The 24,945-nt window shown below is 68.1% G+C and carries 24 protein-coding genes; 18 read left to right on the top strand and 6 right to left on the bottom strand.

The features are described 5' to 3' along the window. Positions 1 to 40 precede the first annotated feature (40 nt). From prmA to DIE04_RS05225, 6 genes are all read right to left on the bottom strand, one after another. Positions 41 to 943 carry a 50S ribosomal protein L11 methyltransferase gene (gene prmA, locus DIE04_RS05200; RefSeq protein WP_124488236.1) on the bottom strand — a complete coding sequence of 301 codons (903 nt, stop codon included), beginning with the start codon at positions 941 to 943 and terminating at the stop codon, positions 41 to 43. A gap of 2 nt (positions 944 to 945) precedes the next feature. After that, positions 946 to 2,313, bottom strand: coding sequence for an acetyl-CoA carboxylase biotin carboxylase subunit (gene accC / locus DIE04_RS05205; RefSeq protein WP_044844200.1), 1,368 nt, complete (start codon positions 2,311 to 2,313; stop codon positions 946 to 948). Between the two features lie 85 nt (positions 2,314 to 2,398). Further along, on the bottom strand, positions 2,399 to 2,872 hold the full coding sequence (gene accB / locus DIE04_RS05210) for an acetyl-CoA carboxylase biotin carboxyl carrier protein (protein WP_044844199.1): 474 nt from the start codon (positions 2,870 to 2,872) through the stop codon (positions 2,399 to 2,401). Between the two features lie 64 nt (positions 2,873 to 2,936). Beyond that, entirely contained in the window at positions 2,937 to 3,389 is a 453-nt protein-coding gene (gene aroQ / locus DIE04_RS05215) for a type II 3-dehydroquinate dehydratase (RefSeq protein WP_040143361.1), read from the bottom strand. 194 nt (positions 3,390 to 3,583) lie between these two features. Continuing rightward, on the bottom strand, positions 3,584 to 4,138 hold the full coding sequence (locus DIE04_RS05220; protein WP_124488238.1) for a TlpA disulfide reductase family protein: 555 nt from the start codon (positions 4,136 to 4,138) through the stop codon (positions 3,584 to 3,586). A gap of 7 nt (positions 4,139 to 4,145) precedes the next feature. Next, a complete protein-coding gene (locus tag DIE04_RS05225; protein WP_124488239.1) occupies positions 4,146 to 4,790 on the bottom strand; it encodes a UDP-N-acetylmuramate--alanine ligase in 645 nt (214 codons plus the stop codon). A gap of 232 nt (positions 4,791 to 5,022) precedes the next feature. Here DIE04_RS05225 and mpl point away from each other — a divergent pair, with 232 nt between their 5' ends. From mpl to DIE04_RS05320, 18 genes are all read left to right on the top strand, one after another. Next, positions 5,023 to 6,408, top strand: coding sequence for a UDP-N-acetylmuramate:L-alanyl-gamma-D-glutamyl-meso-diaminopimelate ligase (gene mpl / locus DIE04_RS05230; protein WP_059689100.1), 1,386 nt, complete (start codon positions 5,023 to 5,025; stop codon positions 6,406 to 6,408). After that, a complete protein-coding gene (locus tag DIE04_RS05235; protein WP_044844196.1) occupies positions 6,405 to 6,974 on the top strand; it encodes a YqiA/YcfP family alpha/beta fold hydrolase in 570 nt (189 codons plus the stop codon). The genes mpl and DIE04_RS05235 overlap by 4 nt, the downstream gene beginning before the upstream one ends. 81 nt (positions 6,975 to 7,055) lie before the next feature. Next, positions 7,056 to 9,146: an RNB domain-containing ribonuclease gene (locus DIE04_RS05240; protein ID WP_124520005.1), complete on the top strand. Its 2,091-nt coding sequence runs from the start codon at positions 7,056 to 7,058 to the stop codon at positions 9,144 to 9,146. Continuing rightward, positions 9,143 to 10,009, top strand: coding sequence for a shikimate dehydrogenase (aroE, locus tag DIE04_RS05245; RefSeq protein ID WP_124488241.1), 867 nt, complete (start codon positions 9,143 to 9,145; stop codon positions 10,007 to 10,009). The genes DIE04_RS05240 and aroE overlap by 4 nt, the downstream gene beginning before the upstream one ends. Positions 10,010 to 10,023: 14 nt before the next feature. Next, complete coding sequence (gene mtgA / locus DIE04_RS05250; protein ID WP_124520003.1) at positions 10,024 to 10,761, top strand: monofunctional biosynthetic peptidoglycan transglycosylase; 738 nt, start codon at positions 10,024 to 10,026, stop codon at positions 10,759 to 10,761. 428 nt (positions 10,762 to 11,189) lie between these two features. Further along, positions 11,190 to 12,800, top strand: coding sequence for a S10 family peptidase (locus DIE04_RS05255; RefSeq protein ID WP_124520001.1), 1,611 nt, complete (start codon positions 11,190 to 11,192; stop codon positions 12,798 to 12,800). An 84-nt stretch (positions 12,801 to 12,884) separates the two neighbouring features. Next, the gene (locus tag DIE04_RS05260; RefSeq protein ID WP_044844191.1) at positions 12,885 to 13,289 is read left to right on the top strand and encodes a hypothetical protein; all 405 of its coding nucleotides are present in this window, start codon (positions 12,885 to 12,887) and stop codon (positions 13,287 to 13,289) included. Between the two features lie 347 nt (positions 13,290 to 13,636). Next, positions 13,637 to 14,536: an IclR family transcriptional regulator gene (locus DIE04_RS05270; RefSeq protein WP_044844190.1), complete on the top strand. Its 900-nt coding sequence runs from the start codon at positions 13,637 to 13,639 to the stop codon at positions 14,534 to 14,536. Beyond that, on the top strand, positions 14,533 to 15,558 hold the full coding sequence (locus tag DIE04_RS05275; RefSeq protein WP_124519999.1) for a 2-dehydro-3-deoxygalactonokinase: 1,026 nt from the start codon (positions 14,533 to 14,535) through the stop codon (positions 15,556 to 15,558). Before DIE04_RS05270 ends, DIE04_RS05275 begins: the two co-directional genes overlap by 4 nt. Before the next feature lie 22 nt (positions 15,559 to 15,580). Continuing rightward, complete coding sequence (locus DIE04_RS05280; RefSeq protein WP_044844188.1) at positions 15,581 to 16,258, top strand: 2-dehydro-3-deoxy-6-phosphogalactonate aldolase; 678 nt, start codon at positions 15,581 to 15,583, stop codon at positions 16,256 to 16,258. After that, complete coding sequence (locus DIE04_RS05285; protein WP_124520043.1) at positions 16,258 to 17,037, top strand: SDR family oxidoreductase; 780 nt, start codon at positions 16,258 to 16,260, stop codon at positions 17,035 to 17,037. The genes DIE04_RS05280 and DIE04_RS05285 overlap by 1 nt, the downstream gene beginning before the upstream one ends. Positions 17,038 to 17,139: 102 nt before the next feature. Next, the gene (locus tag DIE04_RS05290; RefSeq protein WP_044844187.1) at positions 17,140 to 18,135 is read left to right on the top strand and encodes an arabinose ABC transporter substrate-binding protein; all 996 of its coding nucleotides are present in this window, start codon (positions 17,140 to 17,142) and stop codon (positions 18,133 to 18,135) included. 67 nt (positions 18,136 to 18,202) lie between these two features. Next, entirely contained in the window at positions 18,203 to 19,723 is a 1,521-nt protein-coding gene (gene araG / locus DIE04_RS05295) for an L-arabinose ABC transporter ATP-binding protein AraG (protein ID WP_044844186.1), read from the top strand. 80 nt (positions 19,724 to 19,803) lie between these two features. After that, positions 19,804 to 20,820 (top strand): L-arabinose ABC transporter permease AraH, encoded by a 1,017-nt coding sequence (gene araH, locus DIE04_RS05300; RefSeq protein ID WP_044844185.1) that lies wholly within the window; start codon positions 19,804 to 19,806, stop codon positions 20,818 to 20,820. A gap of 23 nt (positions 20,821 to 20,843) precedes the next feature. Beyond that, complete coding sequence (locus DIE04_RS05305; RefSeq protein ID WP_124488247.1) at positions 20,844 to 21,659, top strand: SDR family NAD(P)-dependent oxidoreductase; 816 nt, start codon at positions 20,844 to 20,846, stop codon at positions 21,657 to 21,659. Positions 21,660 to 21,733: 74 nt separating this feature from the next. Continuing rightward, positions 21,734 to 22,798, top strand: a complete 1,065-nt coding sequence (locus tag DIE04_RS05310) for an aldose 1-epimerase (RefSeq protein ID WP_124519997.1) — start codon at positions 21,734 to 21,736, stop codon at positions 22,796 to 22,798. 39 nt (positions 22,799 to 22,837) lie between these two features. Then, complete coding sequence (gene pyrF / locus DIE04_RS05315; protein WP_124488249.1) at positions 22,838 to 23,665, top strand: orotidine-5'-phosphate decarboxylase; 828 nt, start codon at positions 22,838 to 22,840, stop codon at positions 23,663 to 23,665. A gap of 208 nt (positions 23,666 to 23,873) precedes the next feature. Then, positions 23,874 to 24,932 (top strand): haloacid dehalogenase-like hydrolase, encoded by a 1,059-nt coding sequence (locus DIE04_RS05320; RefSeq protein WP_124519995.1) that lies wholly within the window; start codon positions 23,874 to 23,876, stop codon positions 24,930 to 24,932. Positions 24,933 to 24,945: the final 13 nt, after the last annotated feature.

Consider the following 24,945-nt stretch of genomic DNA (forward strand, 5'->3'; position numbering starts at 1 on the left):
GCCGGGCGGCCTGCTGGCCAGAGTGAAGGACAGCGCTATTCTAATGGCTTTCCCGCCGCGTTCCGGCGAGGCATACCCAACCTTCGTGTTCGCGCCAGACCGAGATGTCGACGTAGCGCGCATAGACGGCCGCGACTTCGTCCGCCTGGCGCGCGAGCACGCCCGACAGCGCGATGCGCCCGCCCGGTTTCACCTTCGATGCGAGCATCGATGCCATCAGTTTCAGCGGGTTCGACAGGATGTTGGCGACGACGATGTCGAATTCGCCGGCCGGGCACGCATCGGGCAGCCCGTACGTGACTTCCGCATGGTTGCGTTCGCTGTTCTGGCGCGCCGATTCGACCGCCTGCGGATCGATGTCGATGCCGACCACGGGGTTCGCCCCGCATTTCCGCGCGAGGATCGCGAGAATGCCAGAGCCGCAGCCGTAGTCGAGCACCGACTGGCCGGGCTTCACCGACTGTTCGAGCCATTCCATGCACAGGCGGGTGGTCGGGTGGCTGCCGGTGCCGAACGCGAGACCGGGGTCGAGTTCGAGGATCAGCGCGTCGGGGTCCGGCGCGTCGTGCCACGACGGCACGACCCAGATCCGCTCGCCGATCGGAATCGGCTCGAACTGCGACTGCGTGAGCCGCACCCAGTCCTGTTCCTCGACTTCGCGCACGTCGAACTTCGGCGTCTCGGCGACGCCGATCTCGTTCGCGGCCGCCGCGAGCAGCACGGCCGGGTCGTGATCGGGCGACAGCAGCGCGATCACGCGCGAGTGCTGCCACGCGGTGCGTTCGGGAACGAGGCCGGGCTCGCCGAAGAGCGGCTGTTCGTCGGGCGTGTCGGCGTCGGCGTCCTCGACGGACACCGACAGCGCGCCGAGGTCGAGCAGCGCGTCGGACAGCGCCTCCGCATGCTCACGGGCCAGTTCGACGACGAGTTCGCGATAGCTCATGCTTACGCTTCTTCCGGTGCGACCTGCTGCTTCTGGGCGAGCCGGTGTTCGAGATAGTGGATGCTGGTGCCGCCTTCGACGAACTTCGAGTCGATCATCAGCTCGCGGTGCAGCGGGATGTTGGTCTGGATGCCTTCGACGACCATTTCCGACAGCGCTATGCGCATCCGGCGGATCGCCTGGTCGCGCGTCGCGCCGTAGGTGATCAGCTTGCCGATCATCGAATCATAGTTCGGCGGCACGAAATAGCCATTGTACGCATGCGAGTCGACGCGCACGCCGGGGCCGCCCGGCGTATGCCACGACGTGATCCGGCCCGGCGACGGCGTGAACTTGAACGGATCTTCCGCGTTGATCCGGCATTCGATCGCATGTCCGCGGAACTCGATGTCGCGCTGGCGCAGCGCGAGCTTCTCGCCCGCTGCGATGCGGATCTGTTCCTGCACGATGTCGACGCCCGTGATCATCTCCGACACCGGGTGCTCGACCTGCACGCGCGTGTTCATCTCGATGAAGTAGAACTCGTTGTTCTCGTACAGGAATTCGAACGTGCCCGCGCCGAGATAGCCCATCTTCTTGCACGCGTCCGCGCAGCGGTCGCCGATGCGCTCGATCAGGCGGCGCGGAATGCCGGGCGCCGGCGCTTCCTCGATCACCTTCTGGTGACGGCGCTGCATCGAGCAGTCGCGCTCGCCGAGCCAGATCGCGTTCTTGTGCGCGTCCGACAGCACCTGGATTTCGATGTGGCGCGGGTTCTCGAGGAACTTCTCCATGTACACCTGCGGGTTGCCGAACGCACGGCCGGCTTCCTCGCGGGTCATGTTGACCGCGTTCACGAGCGCGGCCTCGGTGTGCACGACGCGCATCCCGCGCCCGCCGCCGCCGCCCGCTGCCTTGATGATGACCGGATAGCCGATCGCGCGCGCAATCTTCACGATCTCCTTCGGATCGTCCGGCAACGCGCCTTCCGAGCCCGGCACGCACGGCACGCCGGTCTTGATCATCGTCTGCTTCGCGGTGACCTTGTCGCCCATCATCCGGATCGTTTCCGGGCGCGGGCCGATGAACGTGAAGCCCGACTGCTCGACGCGTTCGGCGAAATCGGCGTTCTCGGACAGGAAGCCGTAGCCGGGGTGGATCGCCTCGGCATCGGTGACTTCCGCGGCGCTGATCAGCGCCGGCATGTTCAGGTAGCTCAGGTTCGACGGGGCCGGGCCGATACAGACGGCTTCGTCCGCGAGGCGCACGTACTTGGCTTCCTTGTCGGCTTCCGAGTAGACGACCACCGTCTTGACGCCGAGCTCGCGGCACGCGCGCTGGATGCGCAGCGCGATTTCACCGCGGTTGGCAATGAGGATTTTTTCAAACATAGCGAGTATTCGTCTCTTCGAGGGGCGCGCGAACGGCGCCTGGCGAGCATCGGCGGCGCGCGGCCGGACGGGCCGCGCGGCGGACTTAGCCGATCACGAAAAGCGGCTGGCCGTATTCGACGGCCTGGCCGTTCTCGACGAGGATTTCCTTGATCACGCCGGCCTTGTCCGACTCGATCTCGTTGAGCAGCTTCATCGCTTCGATGATGCAGATCGTCTGGCCTTCCTTGACCGTGTCGCCCACCTGGACGAACGGGTCCGCGCCCGGCGACGGCGCGCGATAGAACGTGCCGACCATCGGCGACGTCACGACGTGGCCTTGCGGGGCGGCCGGTGCGGCGGCGGCGCCTGCTGCCGGCGCGGCAGCGCCTTCGGTCGGCAGCGCGACCGACGGAGCGGGCGCGCTGACTTGCGGGGCATACCCAGCCGTCGGCTGCACGTAGACCGGCGGCGCGTTCTTGACGATACGCACCTTGCCTTCGCCTTCCGTGACTTCCAGCTCGGAGATGCCGGATTCGGAAACGAGGTCGATCAGAGTTTTCAGCTTACGAAGATCCATCGGGAATTCCCCTTTCAATACGTGAAAGCGCCGGTGGGACCGGCGCTGAATCTAGATCGCGAAATCAGCCGCGCGACGCGCCTTGCAGCTTGTCCAGCGCGTACTCGAGCGCGTACAGATAACCTTTCCAGCCGAGCCCGCAGATCACGCCTTCGGCCTGGTCGGAAAAGTAGGAGTGATGCCTGAACGCTTCGCGGCGGTGCACGTTCGACAGATGAACCTCGACGAACGGGATGCCGACGCCGGCGATCGCGTCCCGGATCGCGACGCTCGTGTGCGTATACGCGGCGGGATTGATCAGGATGAAATCGGTCTGTTCCTCCCGCGCGGCCTGAATGCGGTCGACGAGCGCGCCTTCATGGTTGCTCTGGAACGACGACAGTTCGGCGCCGGCTTCCTGGGCTCGCGCGGCAAGCGCCTGATCGATCTGCGCAAGCGTGACGCGGCCGTACACCTCCGGTTCCCGGGTGCCGAGAAGGTTCAGGTTGGGGCCGTGCAGCACCAGCAATCGTGTCATGGTCGCTTCTATTTCTGCGGAATTGCGCGAACTTTAGCGCTATTTAGAGAAATTTGTCTAGTTTTGCCGAACGGCCGGGCGCGCCGGACCTGCAAGAATTACCGGTGCGGCTGCAAAGTATCAGCGAATTCACGTGAAATTGCGGCGATCGACGTACAAATCGCTGCCAACGTGCGGGCCGCCGTTCAGGGCGATCACAACGCGTCGAGGGTCTTTTTCAGCTCGGCCGGTTGGATTTGTCCTAATTTTGTCTCGCGAATCTTGCCGGTTTCGTCGATGACGACCGTAAACGGCAGCGCGCCGGCGGTATTTCCGAAATTACGGGCCAGATCGGCGCCCGCATAACCGCTGACGAAAACCGGATAGTCGACCTTCACCTTCTGCAGAAAGTTCTTCACGTTCTGGTCGGAATCGACGCCGATCCCGATGAAGCGGATGCCTTTCTGCTTGTATTGGTGCGACAGCGCGACGAGCTCCGGCATCTCCTCGACGCACGGGCCGCACCACGACGCCCAGAAATTGACCACGACTTTCTGGCCCTTGAAGGAAGCGAGCGACGCCGGCTTGCCGTCGACGCCGGTCAGCGACGCGGCCCACAGCTGGTCGACCGGGCTGCCCTGCGCAGCGGGCGCGGCGACGGCGACGCCGTCATCGGCGCTGCCGCCGCGGAACCAGTGGCCGGCGGCGAGCCCGCCGGCGACGGCGGCGGCAGCGACCACCGCGAGCGGCAACATGCGTTTCATCATCATCGTTGAATCATTCCGGTTCGGAAGGGGCGTTGCTGGCTTCGACGAGCGCACGCAATGCGGCGGCGTCCGCGCGGGCGACCCGGCCGCGCGCGTCGGCCTTGACCGCGCCGCGCAGGTCGTCGCTCGCGTAGAGCGCGACGTGAATGCCGATCGCGTCCACGTCGCGCCGCGGGCGCCACAGGAAGCTGAGCGTCTCGACGTCGGCGCGACCGGCGAAATGCCGCGTCTCGGACACGTCGTACTGAACGTTCTGGTTCAGCAGGTAGATCGCGACGTCCTTCGGGTTGTCGGTGAATATCTGCAAATGGATGTCCGAATGCGCGTTCGCGGTGCCGTTCAGCACCGCGCCCGTCACGTACGGATTGAACTCGGCGAGCCGGCGCATCCAGTCGAGCGCGATCTCGCGCAGGCGGCGCAGTTCGTCCGGCTGCGTGTCGCTCTGGAACAGGGCGAGGTACTCGCGCAGTTCTTCCTCGATCAGGTCGTTATCCGGCAGCCATTCGCCGGCAACGCGCGTATCGCCGAACAGCTGGCGCGCGGCCTTGCGCTTCGCGCTGGCGTAATCGAGGCCGTCCTCCGCGATCAGGCGGGCGGCGGACTGGGCGATTTCCTCGCGGGCGCGCCGCGGGTCGACAAGAGGTTTGCGAGACATGATCCGGCAATCATACTCGATCGCGCGGCGGCCGAACGCGGTGCGGCCGCGCGTCGTCCGCCGTTCCGCGCGGCATCCGGATCCGTCGTTCGGGCCGCCGGGCACGGCGGGCCGTCAGTTACAATGACGGTCTTTGTGTCGCGGCGAAAGTCGTTGGCCGGGCGGCCTGTCCGGCGTGCCGCAGACCATCTTTCCGAATCGACGGCGCCCGGCGGCGCGAAAGCATTCATCTATGCACATCCACATTCTTGGCATCTGCGGCACCTTCATGGGCGGTCTCGCCGTGCTCGCGCGCGAGGCCGGCCACACGGTGACGGGTTGCGACGCGGGCGTCTATCCGCCGATGAGCACGCAGCTCGAGGCGCAGGGCATCACGCTGATCGAGGGCTACGGCGCCGAGCAGATCGACCTGAAGCCAGACCTGTTCGTGATCGGCAACGTCGTCACGCGCGGCAACCCGCTGATGGAGGCGATCCTCGATCGCGGCCTGCCTTATGTATCCGGCCCACAATGGCTCGGCGAACACGTGCTGGCAGGCAAGTGGGTGCTGGCGGTCGCGGGCACGCACGGCAAGACGACCACGTCGTCGATGCTCGCGTGGCTGCTGGAAGATGCCGGCCTGAACCCGGGCTTCCTGATCGGCGGCGTGCCGCTGAACTTCGGCGTGTCGGCGCGGCTGACCGATTCGAGTTTCTTCGTGATCGAGGCCGACGAATACGACACGGCGTTCTTCGACAAGCGCTCGAAGTTCGTCCATTACCGGCCGCGCACCGCGGTGCTCAACAATCTCGAATTCGATCACGCCGACATCTTCCCGGATCTCGCCGCGATCGAAACGCAATTCCATCATCTCGTGCGCACCGTGCCGGGCGTCGGCCGGATCGTGACCAACGGCCGCTCGGACGCGCTCGAGCGCGTGCTCGCGCGCGGCTGCTGGAGCGAGGTCGAGCGCTTCGGCGTCGATGGCGGCTGGCAGGCACTGCCGGCCGAGGACGGCGTACCGGTCGACGAGCGCTTCGCGGTGTATTCGCAGGCCGAGCGTGTCGGTGAGGTCGCGTGGCAGGTGCAGGGCGACCACAACCGGATGAACGCGCTCGCGGCGATCGCCGCCGCCCGCCACGTCGGCGTGCCGCCCGCGCAGGCCGCCGAATCGCTCGCATCGTTTCGCAACGTGAAGCGGCGCATGGAAGTGCGCGGCAGCGTGGATGGGGTAACCGTCTACGACGACTTCGCGCACCATCCGACCGCGATCGAAACCACGATCGCCGGCCTTCGTGCACGCATCGGCCGCCAAAACTCCCGTATTCTCGCCGTGCTCGAGCCGCGTTCGAACACGATGAAGCTCGGCGTGATGAAGGCGCAACTGCCGGCCAGTCTCGCCGACGCCGACCTGGTGTTCGGCTACGGCGCACCGACCGGGCGCGACGCGCTCGGCTGGAACCTCGGCGACGCGCTCGCGCCGCTCGGCGACAAGGCCCGCGCGTTCGACGATCTCCATCTCTTGGTGAAGTCGGTCGTCGAGGCCGCGCGTCCGGGCGACCACGTGCTCGTGATGAGCAACGGCGGCTTCGGCGGCGTGCACCAGAAGCTGCTCGACGCGCTCGGGAGCCGCGCGTGATCCTGTACCTGCACGGGTTCCGGTCGTCGCCGGAGTCGCAGAAGTCGCGGCTCCTCGCCGCGCGCATGGCCGAGCTCGGCCGCACGCCCGAATGGCGCTGCCCGTCGCTGTCGGTGTCGCCGCTCGAGGCGATCGCCGTCGCGGAAGCCGCGGTGGCCGGGGTGCGCGACGTGACGGTGATCGGCAGCTCGCTCGGCGGCTACTACGCGACCTGGCTCGCCGAAAAGCACGGCTGGAAGGCGGTGCTGCTGAATCCGGCGATCGTGCCGCAGCGCGACCTCGAGCAGCATCTGGGCGAACAGCCGCTGTGGCACGGCGGCGGCTCGATCGTCGTCGAACGCCATCACCTGCAGGAGCTCGACGCGCTGCGCGTGCCGGCGATTTCGCGGCCCGAACGCTACTATCTGTTCGCGGCGACGGGCGACGAAGTGCTGGACTACCGCGAGATGCTCGCCCACTACCCGGGCGCGAAAACGCGCGTGATCGAAGGCAGCGACCACGGAATCAGCGAATTTGCCGACTATGTCGACGACGTTCTCGCTTTTTGCGACGACCGAACGTCATGAACCCGGCGTCATGCCGATCGAATTCCCATCATCATGCGGCGCCGCCGATGCGGCGCCCGGCAGTCTGAACGAGAGTACTGAGTGAACGTTTTCTTCGAGGAATCGGGCAGTTTCAAGGCGGGCAGCGTGCTGTCGCGCCAGGGCGACGCGTTTCAAGTCGAGTTGCCCGGCGGGCGGCGGGCGAAGGTGCGCGCGAAAGACGTGCTGATCGAATTCGAGAAGCCGGCCGCGAGCGAGCTGATGCAGGAAGCCGACACGGCCGCGCAGCAGATCGACCTGGATTTCCTGTGGGAATGCGCGCCGGCCGACGAATTCGCGTATACGGCGCTGGCCGCGGAATACTTCGGCGCGACCTACGGCCCGGTCGAGCGCGCGGCGCTGGTGCTGCGGCTGCACGGCTCGCCCGTCTACTTCCGCCGCAAGGGGCGCGGCCAGTATCAGCGCGCGCCGGAAGAGCAGCTCAAGATGGCGCTCGCGTCGCTCGAGCGCAAGCGCCAGCAGGCGCTCGTCCAGGCGCAGTACGAAGAGGAGCTGAAGGCCGGCAAGCTGCCGGAAGCGTTCGCGGGCAAGGTGCTCGGGCTGCTCACGCGGCCGGACAAGAATGCGATCGAATACAAGGCGATGGAAGCGGCGGCCGGCGCGCGCGGCGTGTCGCCGGCGCGGCTGATGCTCGACTGCGGCGGCATCGCGTCGCCGCGTGCGCTGCACGAGGCGCGCTTCCTCGCGGAATTCTTCCCGCACGGCACGGGCTTCCCGGCCGTCACGGTCGGCCCGCTGCCGGACGACCTGCCGCGCGCGGACGTCGAGGCGTTCTCGATCGACGACATCACGACGACCGAAATCGACGACGCGTTCTCGGTCGAGCACCTGTCCGACGGTCGCGTGCGGATCGGCGTGCACATCGCGGCGCCGGCGCTCGGCATCGTGCGCGGCGACGCAGTCGACGCGATCGCGCGCGCGCGCCTGTCGACCGTCTACATGCCGGGCGACAAGATCACGATGCTGCCGGACGACGTGGTCGACGTGTTCACGCTGAAGGAAGGCGACTACCGCCCGGCGCTGTCGCTGTACATCATCGTCAACCGCGAGACGCAGGAGATCGTCGCGAACGAGACGCGCGCCGAACTGGTGTTCGTGAAGAACAACCTGCGCCACAACACGCTCGACGAGCTCGTCAACGAAGAGACGCTCGCCGCCGGCACCGGCGACTATCCGCACAAGGACGACATCGCCGTGCTGTGGCCGCTCGCGCAGGCGCTGTTCGAGAAGCGCCAGGTCGCGCGCGCGGGCTACGGCCTGAAGCGCGAAGTGCAGCGCAACACCGACTACAACTTCTACGTCGAAGGCGAGCACGTGACGATCACGCCGCGCCGCCGCGGCTCGCCGCTCGACCTGATCGTGTCGGAGCTCGCGATCCTCGCGAACTCGACGTGGGGCGCGTTCCTGCACGATCACACGGTGCCCGGCATCTATCGCTCGCAGCGCGGCTTCGGCGCGCCGGGCCCGAAGCGCACGCGGATGCAGACGACGGCCGCGCCGCACGAAGGCCTCGGTGTCGCGCAATACGCGTGGAGCACGTCGCCGCTGCGCCGTTACGTCGACCTCGTGAACCAGTGGCAACTGCTGGCATGCGTGCAGCACGGCGTCACCGCGAAGCTCGCCGCGCCGTTCAAGCCGAAGGACGCCGACCTGTACGCGGTCGTGCAGGGCTTCGACGACACCTATACCGCGTACGCCGACTACCAGCGCCGGATGGAGTACTTCTGGTGCCTGCGCTGGCTCGCGCAGGAGCAGAAGAAGCAGGTCGTCGCGAGCGTCGTGAAGGGCGACCTGGTGCGCCTCGAGGAAATTCCGCTGCTGCTGCACGTGCCGGGGCTCGGCGTGCATGCGCGCGGCACGCGCGTGCTGCTCGACGTGATGTCGCTCGACGAGCTGACGATCGAGGCGTCGGTGCGGCTGCTTAACGTGCTCGACGCGCCGACCGTGACGAGCGGCGACGCGTCCGACGACGAAGACGAGAACGAAGGCGGCGACGACACGCTGGTCGATGCGCAGGACGCGTCGGCGCAAGCCGAGGCTGAAGCACTGGCCGAAGCGGACGGCGCGACGGCCGCGGGCGACGAGGCCGCGACCGCCAACGGCCAAGATAGCGAAGAGGGGCGCGCATCGTGAACGCAGCCGCGTCGACGAGCGGCGCCGACCGCTATGTGGTGTTCGGCAACCCGGTGGCGCACAGCAAGTCGCCGTTCATCCACGCGCAGTTCGCCGCGCAGACGGGCGAGGCGATCGTCTACGAGCACCGGCTCGCGCCGGTCGACGGCTTCGAGGCCGCCGTGCGCGCGTTCATCGCCGAAGGCGGACGCGGTGCGAACGTGACGGTGCCGTTCAAGCTCGACGCGCACGCGCTCGCCGACACGCTGTCGCCGCGCGCGGCGGCGGCGGGCGCGGTGAACACGCTGCGCATCGATGCCGACGGCGGCATCTACGGCGACAACACGGACGGCGTCGGCCTCGTGCGCGACATCGAATCGAATCTCGGCGTGTCGCTCGCGGGCGCGCGCATCCTGCTGCTCGGCGCGGGCGGCGCGGCGCGTGGCGTCGTGCTGCCGATGCTCGAGCGCGCGCCGCTGTCGATCACGATCGTGAACCGCACCGCGAGCAAGGCCGAGGCGCTCGTCGGCCAGTTCACGCAGGCCGCGCACGATGCGGGCTGCGTACTGTCGGGCGGCGGCCCGGACGCCGTGCGTGCCGAGCCGTACGACGTGATCGTCAACGCGACGGCAGGCAGCCTCGATGCGGCGCTGCCGGCGTGCGACGCGGCCGCGTTCGGCGCGGGCACGCTCGCGTACGACATGATGTACGGCGCGCAGCCGACGGTGTTCATGCAGCATGCGGCGTCGCTCGGCGCGCGCACGGCCGACGGGCTCGGGATGCTGGTCGAGCAGGCGGCCGAATCGTTCTTCATCTGGCGCGGCGTGCGGCCGGACGGCGCACCGGTGCTGGCCGCGCTGCGCCAGGCGCTCGCGGCTGCCTGAGCGGAGCGCGGCACGTGGTGGCGGTAAGCGGCACGCAGCGCACGCGCACGGTCGGCGCGACGCGCTGGCTCGTCTATGCGGGTTCGGTGTTCGCGGGCGCATGGCTCGCGACGCAGCTGTTCTATCTCGTGCAGATCGCCGCGTGGTCGTTCATCAATCCCGGTTCGACCGCGTTCATGCGGACCGACGCATGGTGGCTGTCGCGCGACAAGCCGCCCGCGCGGATCCAGCACCAGTGGGTGCCGTACGACCAGATCTCGCGCAACCTGAAGCGCGCGCTGATCGCGTCGGAGGATTCGACCTTCGCGACCAACAACGGCTACGACGTCGACGCGATCCTGCAGGCATGGGAGAAGAACAAGGCGCGCGGCCGGATCGTCGCGGGCGGTTCGACGATCACCCAGCAGCTCGCGCGCAACCTGTTCCTGTCGCGCGAGAAGAGCTACATCCGCAAGGGGCAGGAGCTGATCATCACGTGGATGCTCGAGACGGTGCTCGACAAGGAGCGGATCTTCGAGATCTACCTGAATTCGGTCGAATGGGGTCGCGGCGTGTACGGCGCCGAGGCCGCCGCCCGTTATTACTACAGGATTCCCGCGAGCCGGCTCGGCGCATGGCAGTCGGCGCGCCTCGCGGTGATGCTGCCGAAGCCGCGCTGGTTCGACGCGCACCGCGGCTCGGCCTACCAGGCGCAGCGCGCGGCCGTCATTGCCCGCCGGATGGGCGCGGCCGAACTTCCGCAATCGCAGTGAGCGGCGCACGCGCGCCGTCGCATTGTCCGTTCCGTCGCCGGTGCGCCATTGGTGCACTGCAGCGCATTCGTGATGCCCGCATTTCGGGCCGCATCCATTAGACGAATTCGTCTATTTCGCTTTGCTGAGCAATGCCCGCACGCGCGGAATTTTGTTTGTCGATATGGCACGAAATCCGCGTGATTTTTAGTGCTCCGGAGTAAACACGAAAGCAATCGAAAGGCGACTGAAAAGCGACGGTTCGCGAATCGAAGCATTCCTGAAAGGTGTGCACTGCACCGGCCATCGATCGAATATTTCCAAATTTTTCAAAGCCGACCCGCTCGCGTATATTGGCCGGCGCCTCGGCTTATCGGCCGCAATCGAGGCGGGGGGCGGCTCACCCGGCTGCTCGACACAAAAAAACATTCGAGAGAAGGAAAGCAACGATGCCAGCGAGCAAAGCGAAGCTGTTGTTGGGAGTTGTGTTCTCTTCGCTGATTCTGACGGCCTGCAACGACGACGTGACCCCGTCCTCGGCAGCAGGTACCGACAATTCAGCCGATCCCGCCGCTCAGGTGGACAGGCCGTACAACGATCCCAACAGTTATTCATCGAGCGCGAGCGCGTCGCTCGACGCGTCCGCCGCGGTCGAAAAGGCCGCCGTCACCCATCACCAGATCACGCTGAACGGCAAGACGATTCGCTACACGGCCACCGCCGGCCATCTCGTCGCGCGCAATCCGCAGACGGGCGCGCCCGAAGCCTCGTTCTTCTACATCGCGTACACCGCGGACAACCAGCCCGCGGCGAAGCGGCCCGTCACGTTCCTGTACAACGGCGGCCCCGGTTCCGCATCGGTGTGGCTGCATCTCGGCTCGTTCGGTCCGAAGCGGATCCAGACGGGCGACCCGAACGCGAATACCTCGACGTTCCCGTTCGTCGACAACGCGGAAAGCCTGCTCGATACGACCGACCTCGTGTTCGTCGATGCGATCGGGACCGGCTTCTCGGAGGCGATCGCGCCGAACACGAACCAGACGTTCTGGGGTGTCGACCAGGACGGCGGCGCGTTCCGCGACTTCGTGATGCGCTACATCGCCGTGAACCAGCGCAACGATTCGCCGAAATACCTGTTCGGCGAGTCGTACGGCACGCCGCGCACCGACGTGCTCGCGAACCTGCTCGAGACGGCCGGCGTGAAGCTCGACGGCATCGTGCTGCAGTCGTCGATCCTGAACTACAACGCGAACTGCGACATGGCGAGCGACTATGTCGGCAACTCGAACAACGGGGCGAGCCCGGTGAGCTGCGCGGGCTTCGTGCCGTCCTACGGCACCGTCGGCGCGTACTACCAGCTCGACAATCCGAACCCGTCGAGCCTGCCGCAGTACGCGGACCAGATGCGCCGGCTGACGGCCGGCAGCTACACGCCCGCCGTGAACGCCTATCTCGCGAGCCACACGCCGCCTGCGCCTGCGCTCGTCACGACGATGGTGAATTCGACCGGCGTGAAGCAGTCGCTGTGGAATGCTGACTTCAACGTGGTCCCGACCTTCTTCGACAACAGCTTCCAGGTGGCGCTGATCCCGGGCACGCTGATCGGCCGCTACGACGCACGCGTGAACGTGCCGTCGTCGAGCCCGCTCGCGGCGGACGGGGACCCGTCGAGCACGTTCATCACGAAGCCGTTCACCGACACGATCGGCAACTACCTGCCGAACGTGCTGAAGTACAGCGCGCAGTCGGCGTATTCGCTCAGCAGCAATGCGATCGAGACCTGGGACTGGACGCACGACGGCCTCGCGATGCCCGACACGATTCCCGATCTCGCGGCTGCGCTGACGCTGAATCCGTCGCTGAAGGTGCTGTCGCTGAACGGGTATCACGACATCGCGACGCCGTTCTACCAGACCGAGCTCGACCTCGCGCGGCTCGGCACGCAACCGAACCTGACGATCAAGGACTATCAGGGTGGACACATGGTCTATCTCGACGATACGTCGCGTCCGCAGGAGAAAGCCGACCTCGTGACTTTCTACAACGCGGCCGCGCACTGATGCGATGTGCGGGCCTGGCGACGCGCGCCCGCGGCGGCGCCGTTCGCCGGCCGTCGACGACCTCATTCCAGACTGGAGCCTGACATGAAGAAACGTTTCATCGTCGTTGCCGCGGCGCTCGCATGCGCCGGGGTTGCAGCATCCGCATCGGTGTCCGCGTTCGCTCAGGCGAGCGACGCCGCCACCCCGGCGCGCGCGCGCCAGGCGCAGCTCGGCGATCCATACGTGCCGCCGGCCGCGCGCAAGCCGACCGCCGGCACGCAGACGACGGGCGCCGCGCTGCACGCGCAGGTGGTGCGCAAGCTCGCGCGGCAGTTCGGCGCGGCCGACACGCAGAACACCGGCTCGATCACCGAAGCGCAGGCGCGCGCGGCCGGCCTCGGCTACGTCGCGAACCACTTCCGGCAGATCGACGCGAACGGTAGCGGCCGCGTGTCGTTCTCCGACGTGCAGCGCTACATGCAGGCGCGCAGCACGAACCAGCAGTAAGCGCGCCGCGCGCGGATAACGGGGGCGGGACCCGCAACGTGTCGGGTTCCGCCCCCGTGCGCATGGCGCGGCGGTTCCGCGCCGAATGCCGCGGCTTCCGTCGCTTTTCTCATTATCTGGACAACGCACTCAAATATTGGAGGCGAGTGCGTGCGCTCCTACAATCCGAAGCACATCGACAGCTTCGGACCCACGCATCGCGCGGCGCCCGACGCACACGGAGACACCTTCCATGACGTTCGCCGGGCGCTTTCCTCGGTGCATCGACCGCCGCGTTGCCGCGACGCCGGACTTCGTTCCGGCCTCGCGACAGCGGCTAGACCGATTCCGCTGAAGAAGCCCGTTCCATGACCAAGATGCCCGATACCCTTGCTCTCGACGCCCGGCGCGCGACGCCGGACGATGCGCCGCTGACCGACAGCATCGGCGCGACCAGCACGCCGCTCGACCTCGCCGCGCAGCAGGCCGGCACGCAGACGCTGCTGCGCGGCCTCGCGATCCTCGAAGCGATCGCGAACGGCGCGCGCGACATGCGCGCGATCGGCGCCGCGCTCGGCACGACGCGCAGCACGACGCACCGTCTCGTCAGCAGCCTCGTGCAGGCGCGCTACCTGCGCCAGGTGCAGGGCGGCTACCTGCTCGGCCCGAAGCTGATCGAACTCGGCACGATCGCGCTCGAGCAGATGCCGCTCACGGCGGTTGCACGGCCGCACCTCGAGGCGCTCGCCGAAGCGACGCTCGACACGATCCACCTCGGTGTGCGCGACGGCGACGACGTGCTGTACATCGACAAGATTCCCGGCACGCGCGGCCTCGAGATGCGTTCGCGTGTCGGCCACCGGATGCCGCTCGCGTCGACCGGCATCGGCAAGGCGATGATGCTCGACCTCGATCCGGACCGGTGGCGCTCGCTGTTCGAAGCCGCGCGGCGCGCGCTGGCCGGCGTCAATTTCAAGCCGGACAACCGGCCCGAGACGAGCGCGTTCCTGCAGCGCATGGCGCATTACGCGGCCGGCGGCTACACGTTCGACCTCGAGGAAAACGAAGCATCGATCCGTTGCGTGGCCGCACCGATCCGCGACGCGTCGGGCGCGATCGTCGCCGCCGTATCGGTCGCGAGCACGATCCCGTACATGCCGCACGACCGGATGGACGAACTGATTCCGCTCGTGCAGCGCGAAGCGCGAGCCATTTCCGCGGAACTGGGCTGGAGCCCGCCGCAGGGTACCCGCAGGATCAAACGATGACCCACTCGACCCGGACCGCTCCGGACGCCAACACCGCCACCCCGTCGCTGATCGCGCTCGACTGGGGCACGACGTCGCTGCGCGCGTATCTGTTCGACGCGCACGGCGCGCTGCTCGACACGCGCAGCCGCGCGGCAGGCGTGATGCACGTGCCGGCCGGCGGCGCGCGTGCCTTCGACGTCGTGTTCGAGGAAGCGTGCGGCGACTGGCTCGACCGCGCGCCGGGCGTGCCGGTGCTGGCGGCCGGGATGGTCGGCAGCGCGCAGGGCTGGCGCGAGGCGCCGTACGTCGCGGTGCCGGCCGGCGCCGACGCGCTCGTCGCGGGGCTCGTCACGGTGACGACGGCGCGCGGCACGACGGTGTCGATCGTGCCGGGCGTGATCGCGACGGGCGAATTGCCCGACGTGATGCGCGGCGAAGAAACGCAGATATTCGGCGCACTCGCGAACGATCCGATGCTTGATGCCGATCGTTCAGGGGTACTGATCGGCTTGCCGGGCACGCATGCGAAGTGGGCATGGGTGAAGGACGGGCTCATCGAGCGCTTCCAGACTTTCATGACGGGCGAGCTGTTCGCGGCGCTGCGCGATCACACGATCCTCGGCCGCACGATGCGCGCGAGCGCGTCGCCAGATCGCGCGGCGTTCGCGCGCGGTGTCGCGGTGGCCCGCGGCGCGCAGCGCGCGGGGCTGCTCGCAACGATCTTCAGCACGCGCACGCTCGGCCTGACCGACCGGCTCGCGCCCGATGCGCAGGGCGACTATCTGTCCGGGCTGCTGATCGGCCATGAGCTGAACGCGCTCGACGCGATGCTCGCGGAGCGCGGTGTCGCGCTCGCGAACCAGCCGCTGCTGCTGATCGGCGACGACGGATTGTGCGCGCGCTACGTCGACGCGCTGAGCGTATTCGGCTGCACGCATGCACGCGTCGTCGCACAGGCGACCGAGCGCGGCATGTGGTGGATCGCGTCGCGTGCCGGACTCGTGCGCGCGGATGGCGAACCCGTCTGCGCCGACCAATGAACCGATTGAAGAGGAACCGCCGATGTCGTCCGACCTTACGCTGCCCGCGCCGTACACGCCGCACGCCGCGCTGATGCGCGCGTTCGACGCGTGCCCGCTGATCGCGATCATGCGCGGCATCGCGCCCGCGGAAGCTGTCGACCACGGCCTTGCGCTGCATGAAGCCGGCTTCCGGATCGTCGAGGTGCCGCTGAACTCGCCCGATCCGTTCGGCAGCATCGCGGCGCTGCGCCGCGCGCTGCCCGACGACATGATCGTCGGCGCGGGCACCGTGCTGCGCGCCGAATTCGTCGACCGCGTGCAGGACGCGGGCGGCACGCTGATCGTGATGCCGCACAGCGACGCGGCGGTGATCCGCCGCGCGCGCGAGCGCGGGCTCGCGAGCGCACCGGGCGTCGCGACGCCGACCGAGGCCTTCGCCGCGCTCGCGAACGGCGCCGACGTGCTGAAGATGTTCCCGGCCGAGCAGCTCGGCGTGCCCGTCGTGAAGGCGTGGCGCGCGGTGATCGACCGCGCGGTGCCGCTGCTTCCGGTCGGCGGGATTACGCCGGACAACATGCAGCCGTTCCTCGCGGCAGGCGCCAACGGCTTCGGCCTGGGTTCGGCGCTGTACCGGCCCGGCCAGTCGGCGGACACGACCGCGGCGAACGCACGCGCGTTCCAGGCCGGCCTGCGCGCGGCGCGCGGCGGAGCCGCATGATGGAACGCCTCGCGGGCAAGGTCGCGATGGTGACGGGCGCGGGCCGCGGGATCGGCGCTGCGATCGCGCAGGCGTTCGCGCGCGAGGGCGCGGCCGTCGCGCTCGTCGACCTCGACTTCGCGCAGGCGCAGCGCACGGCCGCGGCGATCACCGACGACATCGACGGCGCGCGCGTGCTGGCGCTGCATGCGGACGTCGCGCGGCAGGACTCGGTACGCGACGCGCTCGCGCAGACCGAAGCGGCTTTCGGCCCGCTCGACGTGCTGGTGAACAACGCGGGCATCAACGTGTTCGCCGATCCGCTGACGATGACGGACGACGACTGGCGCCGCTGCTTCGCGGTCGACCTCGACGGCGTGTGGCACGGCTGCCGCGCGGCGCTGCCGGGCATGGTCGAGCGCGGCCGCGGCAGCATCGTGAACATCGCGTCGACGCATGCGTTCCGGATCATCCCGGGCTGCTTTCCGTATCCGGTCGCGAAACACGGCGTGCTGGGCCTCACGCGTGCGCTTGGCATCGAATACGCGGCGCGCAACGTGCGCGTGAATGCGATCGCGCCCGGCTACATCGAGACGCAGCTCACGCGCGACTGGTGGGATGCGCAGGCCGACCCGGCCGCGGCGCGCGCCGAGACGCTCGCGCTGCAGCCGATGAAGCGGATCGGCAAACCGGAGGAAGTCGCGATGACGGCCGTGTTCCTCGCGTCCGACGAGGCGCCGTTCATCAATGCCGCGTGCATCACCGTCGACGGCGGGCGCGCGGCGCTGTACCACGACTGACGCAACGATTCGACAGACCGCACGTGCGACGGCCGCGCGCACGCTGCGTCGAAACCAACAAGCGGCTGCATTCCGTTCGATGAAGACAAGGAGACACTGGAGATGAAACGCAGAACGTTCGTAACGCTGGCCGCCGCGGCCGCGGTGGTGATGGGAAGCCCGGTGGCGCACGCGGCCGACCCGGTCAAGATCGGCTTCCTCGTGAAGCAGCCGGAAGAGCCGTGGTTCCAGGACGAATGGAAGTTCGCCGAGATCGCGGCGAAGGACAAGGGCTTCACGCTCGTGAAGATCGGCGCGCCGTCGGGCGAGAAGGTGATGAGCGCGATCGACAACCTGTCCGCGCAGAAGGCGCAGGGCTTCATCATCTGCACGCCTGACGTGAAGCTCGGGCCGGGCATCGTCGCGAAGGCGAAGTCGCACAACCTGAAGATGATGACGGTCGACGACCGCCTCGTCGACGGCGCGGGCAAGCCGATCGAGGCGGTGCCGCACATGGGGATCTCCGCGTACAACATCGGCAAGCAGGTCGGCGACGGCATCGCGGCCGAGATCAAGAAGCGCGGCTGGAACATGAAGGACGTCGGCGCGATCGACATCACCTACGAGCAACTGCCGACCGCGCACGACCGCACGAGCGGCGCGACCGATGCGCTGGTGGCCGCCGGCTTTCCGAAGGCGAACGTGATCGCGGCGCCGCAGGCGAAGACCGATACCGAGAACGCGTTCAACGCGGCGAACATCGCGCTCACCAAGAACCCGCAGTTCAAGCACTGGGTCGCCTACGGCCTGAACGACGAGGCCGTGCTCGGCGCGGTGCGCGCGGCCGAAGGGCGCGGCTTCAAGGCGGACAACATGATCGGCATCGGCATCGGCGGTTCCGATTCGGCGTTGAACGAGTTCAAGAAGCCGCAGCCGACGGGCTTCTACGGCACCGTGATCATCAGCCCGAAGCGCCACGGCGAGGAAACCTCCGAGCTGATGTACACGTGGATCACGCAGGGCAAGGCGCCGGCGCCGCTCACGCTGACCACCGGCATGCTCGCGACGCGCGACAACGTGTCGAAGGTGCGCGAGGAGATGGGGCTTGCCTCGAAGTAAGCGGCACGCCGGCCGCCGCAGCGATGCGGCGGCCGGCGATCGATGGATCTGCAAGTGGGGAGACGACGTGTCAGCGGCACTGCGTTTTGACAATATCGGCAAGGTATTTCCCGGCGTGCGCGCACTCGACGGCATCTCGTTCGACGTGCACGCGGGCGAGGTGCATGGCCTGATGGGCGAGAACGGCGCGGGCAAGTCGACGCTGCTGAAGATTCTCGGCGGCGAATACCAGCCCGATGCGGGCAGCGTGCTGGTCGACGGCCAGCCCGTGCATTTCTCGAGTGCGGCCGCGTCGATCGCGGCCGGCATCGCGGTGATTCACCAGGAACTGCAGTACGTGCCCGACCTGACGGTCGCGGAGAACCTGCTGCTCGGCCGCCTGCCGAATGCGCTCGGCTGGGTGAGGAAGGGCGAGGCGAAGCGCCACGTGCGCGAGCGGCTCGCGGCGATGGGCGTCGATCTCGATCCGGATGCTAAGCTCGGCCGGCTGTCGATCGCGCAGCGGCAGATGGTCGAGATCTGCAAGGCGCTGATGCGCAATGCGCGCGTGATCGCGCTCGACGAGCCGACGAGCTCGCTGTCGCATCGCGAGACCGAGGTGCTGTTCAAGCTCGTCGACGACCTGCGCGCGCAGGGCCGCGCGCTGATCTACATCTCGCACCGGATGGACGAGATCTACCGGCTGTGCGATGCGTGCACGATCTTTCGCGACGGGCGCAAGATCGCGTCGCACGAATCGCTCGCCGACGTGCCGCGCGAGCGGCTGGTCGCCGAGATGGTCGGGCGCGAAATTTCGGATATCTACCATTACGCGCCGCGCGCGCTCGGCGACGTGCGGTTGTCGGCGGAAGGCGTCGATGGCCCGGCGCTGCGCGAACCCGCGAGCTTCTCGGTGCGCGCGGGCGAGATCGTCGGGTTCTTCGGCCTCGTCGGCGCGGGACGCAGCGAGCTGATGCGGCTCGTGTACGGCGCCGACCGCCGGCGCGCGGGCACGCTGACGCTCGACGGCCGGCGTATCGACGTGAAGCGCACCGGCGACGCGATCCGTCACGGCATCGTGCTGTGTCCGGAAGACCGCAAGGAGGAAGGGATCATCGCGATGGCGTCGGTCGCGGAGAACATCAACATCAGCTGCCGCCGTCATTCGCTGCGTGCGGGCCTGTTCATCGACCGCAAGACCGAGAGCGAAACGGCCGACCGCTTCATCCAGCGGCTGAAGATCAAGACGCCGAACCGGCGGCAGAAGATCCGCTTCCTGTCGGGCGGCAACCAGCAGAAGGCGATCCTGTCGCGCTGGCTCGCGGAGCCCGACCTGAAGGTCGTGATCCTCGACGAGCCGACGCGCGGCATCGACGTCGGCGCGAAGCACGAGATCTACGACGTGATCTACCGGCTCGCGGAGCGCGGCTGCGCGATCGTGATGGTGTCGTCGGAGCTGCCGGAAGTGCTCGGCGTGTCCGACCGCATCGTCGTGATGCGCGAAGGGCGGATCGCGGGCGAGCTGCCGCGCGAACGGGCGAACGAGCATGCGGTGCTGAGCCTCGCGCTGCCGCAGACGAGCGTCGTCGAGGCGGCTGACGCAGTGTGAGGTCGCCGCGGGCGACGCAGGACATTCGAATCGATCACGCGCGGCGCGGGCCGCGCGATGCAGGAGCAGGAGACACAACCATGCAAGTCAGGGAAAACCTCGCCAGCGCAGCCGTGAAGCCGTCGGCCGACGCGCTGGTTCCGCAGCAGAGCGACCGCCAGAAGTGGTGGCAGCACCTCACCGAATACAGCCTCATTGCGATCTTCGCGGTGATGTTCTTGACGATGTCGCTGACGGTCGATCACTTCTTCTCGATCGACAACATGCTCGGCCTCGCGCTGTCGATCTCGCAGATCGGGATGGTCGCGTGCACGATGATGTTCTGTCTGGCGTCGCGCGACTTCGACCTGTCGATCGGCTCGACCGTCGCGTTCTCGGGCGTGCTGTGCGCGATGGTGCTGAACGCGACCGACAACACGTTCGTCGCGATCGTCGCGGCGGTCGCGGCAGGCGCCGCGATCGGCTTCGTGAACGGCGCGGTGATCGCGTACCTGCGCATCAACGCGCTGATCACGACGCTCGCGACGATGGAAATCGTGCGCGGGCTCGGCTTCATCGTGTCGAAGGGGCAGGCGGTCGGCGTGTCGTCGGATACCTTCATCGCGCTCGGCGGGCTCACGCTCTTCGGCGTGTCGCTGCCGATCTGGGTCACGCTGCTGTGCTTCATCGTGTTCGGCGTGCTGCTGAACCAGACCGTGTACGGCCGCAACACGCTCGCGATCGGCGGCAACCCCGAGGCGTCGCGTCTCGCGGGGATCAACGTCGAACGCACGCGCGTGTACATCTTCCTGATCCAGGGCGCGGTGACGGCGCTCGCCGGCGTGATCCTCGCGTCGCGCATCACGTCGGGCCAGCCGAACGCCGCGCAGGGCTTCGAGCTGAACGTGATCTCCGCGTGCGTGCTCGGCGGCGTGTCGCTGATGGGCGGCCGCGCGACGATCTCGGGCGTCGTGATCGGCGTGCTGATCATGGGCACCGTCGAGAACGTGATGAACCTGCTGAACATCGACGCGTTCTACCAGTACCTGGTGCGCGGCGCGATCCTGCTCGCGGCCGTGCTGCTCGACCAGCTGAAGAACCGCGGCGTACGCGACTGACCGATTCCACGGAGACGATTCGCATGACCATCGAAACTTCCGCGCCGGATCCGCGCGCCGCGAGCGACGCGCGTTATGCGCGCTACCCGAGCCTCGAGGATCGCGCGGTGCTGATCACGGGCGGCGCGACCGGCATCGGCGCGGCGTTCGTCGAGCACTTCGCGCGGCAGGGCGCGCGCGTGGCGTTCGTCGATCTCGACGCACAGGCGGGCCAGGCGCTCGCGGAAAGCCTCGCGCAGGCGCCGGACGTACGTCACGCGCCGCTGTTCCTCCCGTGCGACCTCACCGACATCGACGCGCTGCGCCATGCGATCGACACGATCCGCGTACGGATCGGCGCGATCGCGGTGCTCGTGAACAACGCGGCGAACGACACGCGCCACGCGATCGGCGACGTGACGCCCGCGTCGTTCGACGCGGGCATCGCGGTGAACCTGCGCCACCAGTTCTTCGCCGCGCAGGCGGTGATCGACGACATGAAGCAGCGCGGCGGCGGCGCGATCATCAATCTCGGCTCGATCAGCTGGATGCTGAAGAACGGCGGTTATCCCGTCTACGTGATGGCGAAGGCCGCCGTGCAGGGCCTCACCCGCGGGCTCGCGCGCGATCTCGGCCCGTTCGGGATCCGCGTGAATTCGCTGGTGCCCGGCTGGGTGATGACCGACAAGCAGCGCAGGCTGTGGCTCGACGACGCGGGCCGGGCGGCGATCAAGGCCGGCCAGTGCATCGACGCCGAGCTGCTGCCGGACGATCTCGCCCGGATGGCGCTGTTTCTCGCGGCCGACGACAGCCGGATGATCACCGCGCAGGACGTGGTGGTCGACGGCGGCTGGGCCTGATTGCCGATGTCCGTGTTCGCGCGGCACCGCGCGACGATCCGTATCGCTTCATCGACGAAGCAAAGGAGTTCACCATGACCGCCACGTCCTCGCGCGCATCGTCGTCGTCCACGAGCCAGTCGCGCCGTGCGCGCCTGGCTGCCGCCGCGCAGCCGGTCAGCGCCGGCCCGCAGACCGCCACGTTCGCGCAGGGCGTCGGCGCCGCGCATGCGGCGGGCGTCACGCTGTCGAACGCGGCGCTGCGGCTCGACGTGCTGCCCCACCTCGGCGGCGGCATCGCGCGCTTCGACTGGCGCGGCGACCACGGTGCGCTGGTACCGGTGTTCCGACGCTGCGAACACCCGGAGACGGCGACGGACCCGAACGCACTCGCGTGCTATCCGCTGCTGCCGTATTCGAACCGGATCGGCAACGGTCGCTTCGAATGCGACGGGCGCAGCGTCGCGGTGCCGCGCAACCGCCGCGACGAGCCGCTGCCGATCCACGGCGACGGCTGGCTCGCGCCGTGGCAGGTGGACGACGCGACCGACACCACGCTGCAGCTGTCGCTCGATCGCGCGAGCGGCGCGCCGTACGCGTTTCGTGCGATCCAGTCGTTCGCGCTCGACGACACGACGCTGTCGATCGCGCTGACGATCGAGAATGCTGGGCGCGCACGGCTGCCGTTCGGGCTCGGCTTGCACCCGTTCCTGGTGCGCGACGACGCGACCGAGCTGGCTGCGGCCGCGGGCGGCCTGTGGCTGTCGGGCGCGGATTTCCTGCCGGTGCGGCACGTGTGCGTGCCGCCGGCCTGGCAGTTCGGCGTCGCGTATCCGTTGCCGGCGACGCTCGTCAATCACGCGTTCACCGGCTGGGGCGGCCACGCGACGGTGAGCTGGCCGCGCCGCGGGCTGTTGCTGACGATCGCGGCCGACGCCGATGCGTACGTGCTCTATACGCCGCCCGGCGAGTCGTTCTTCTGCTTCGAGCCGGTCGATCATCCGATCAATGCGGTGAACCTGCCGGGCGGCGCGGCCGCGCACGGGATGACGCTGCTCGCGCCGGGCGAGCGGCTCACGCGGCGTTTCGCGTTCACCGTCGAGCGGGCCGATGCACGGGTCGACGCCGCCGTGCGCGAAGGCCGCCGGCGACGCGGGTAAAATACGCGGTCTATCAACGGTTTGCCGCGAGTATCCGCCATGTCTTCCCCGCTTACTTTCATCGAATCGCTGCGCGCCGCGTGGCAGCGCACGAATTCGCTGCTGTGCGTCGGCCTCGATCCCGAGCCGTCGCGTTTTCCCGTGCAGTTCGACGGCCAGCCCGACGCGATCTTCGAGTTCTGCCGGCAGATCGTCGACGCGACCGCGCAGTACGCGAGCGCGTTCAAGCCGCAGATCGCGTACTTCGCCGCGCATCGCGCGGAAGATCAGCTCGAGCGGCTGATCGCGCACATCCACCTCCAGCATCCGGGCCTGCCCGTGATCCTCGACGCGAAGCGCGGCGACATCGGCAGCACCGCCGAGCAGTACGCGCGCGAAGCGTTCGAGCGCTATCGCGCGGACGCGGTCACCGTGAACCCGTACATGGGCTACGACTCGGTCGAGCCGTACTTCGAGCATGAAGGCAAGGGCGTGATCGTGCTGTGCCGCACGTCGAACCCGGGCGGGTCGGACCTGCAGTTCCTCGAAACGGGTGGCCGGCCGCTGTACCAGGTCGTGGCCGACCTCGCGGCGAACAAGTGGAATGCGAAGAACGGCCAGCTCGGCCTCGTGGTCGGCGCGACGTTCCCGAAGGAGATCGAGATCGTGCGCGGGATCGTCGGCGACATGCCGCTCCTGATCCCCGGCATCGGCGCGCAGGGCGGCGACGTGCAGGCGACCGTCAACGCGGGCCGCACCGCCGACGGCAGCGGGATGATGATCAACTCGTCGCGCGCGATCCTGTACGCGAGCAAGGGCGAGGATTTCGCCGAAGCCGCCGCGCTCGCCGCGCAGAAGACGCGCGATACGATCAACGCGCATCGCTGAAATATCGCTGAGCCACAGGCCGCCCGCCCGGGCGGCCCTTCAATGCCGAACCCGCATCTGCGGGCCGCGCGCCTGCCTCGCGTGTTTGCCGTCCTGGCGCACGCGAACAACTTCCCGTCGCTTGCGCACCGCATGCCCGCGCCACAATCGCGCGATGCTGCCGCTTGTCATCGATCCGTCACCAGAATGTCATAAAAGGAGCGGCGCCATGCCCAAGCTGTCCCGACGTCTTCTGAGCGCGCTTGCCGCGTCGTTGTGCATGTCGTTCGCCCACGCGGCGGACCTGTCGCACTGGCCGGCGGACAGCGCGAAGGCGCTGAACGCGATGATCGCCGCGCACGCGAACCGCGGCGACTACGCGGTGTTCGACGCCGACAACACGACCTATCGCTACGATCTCGAGGAGTCGCTGCTGCCGTATCTCGAGAACCGCGGCGTGCTGACGCGCGACTCGCTCGATCCGTCGCTGAAGCTGATCCCGTTCAAGGATTCGGCCGACTACAAGGAGTCGCTGACGAGCTACTACTACCGGCTCTGCGAGATCGACGACCTGGTCTGCTACCCGTGGATCGCGCAGGCGTTCGCGGGGCTGTCGCTGGCCGACCTGAAGCGCCATGTCGACGCGATGCTCGCCGACGGCAAGCCGGTGCCGATCCGCTACTGGCAGGGCGACAAGGTCGTCGACGGCACCGCGAACCCGCCGCGCTTCTTCCGCGGCATGCAGGAGCTGTACAACGCGCTGCACGAGAACGGTATCGAGGTGTACGTGATGACCGCCGCGCACGAGGAGCTCGCGCGGCTTGTGCTGTCCGATCCGAAATACGGCTACAACGTGAAGCCGCAGAACGTGATCGGCGTGACGACGCTGCTGCGCGACCCGGCGACGGGCGCGCTGACCACGTCGCGGCTGCAGATCAAGGCCGGCAAGTACGACGAGGCCGCGAACCGCAATCTCGTGATCACGCCGTTCCTGATGAATCCGATGACGTGGTACGAAGGCAAGCTCGGCTCGATCGCCGGCTGGATCGACCAGTGGAAGAAGCCGGTGCTCGTCGCGGGCGACACGCCGAAATCCGACGGCTACATGCTGCTGAACGCGACCGACGTCGCGCGCGGCGGCGTGCGCGTGTGGGTGAACAAGAAGGACAAGCAGATGGCGCAGATCCGCGCATGGTCGGACGAATCGGCCGCGCAGCAGAAGGCGCTCGGCCTGCCGGTCACGGCGGACAAGAACTGGATCGTCGTGAAGCCCGACGCGATCCAGTAAGCGGCGAGGGGCG

Origin of the sequence: Burkholderia sp. Bp8994, assembly GCF_003853805.1 — a bacterium.
Taxonomy (GTDB): Bacteria; Pseudomonadota; Gammaproteobacteria; order Burkholderiales; family Burkholderiaceae; genus Burkholderia.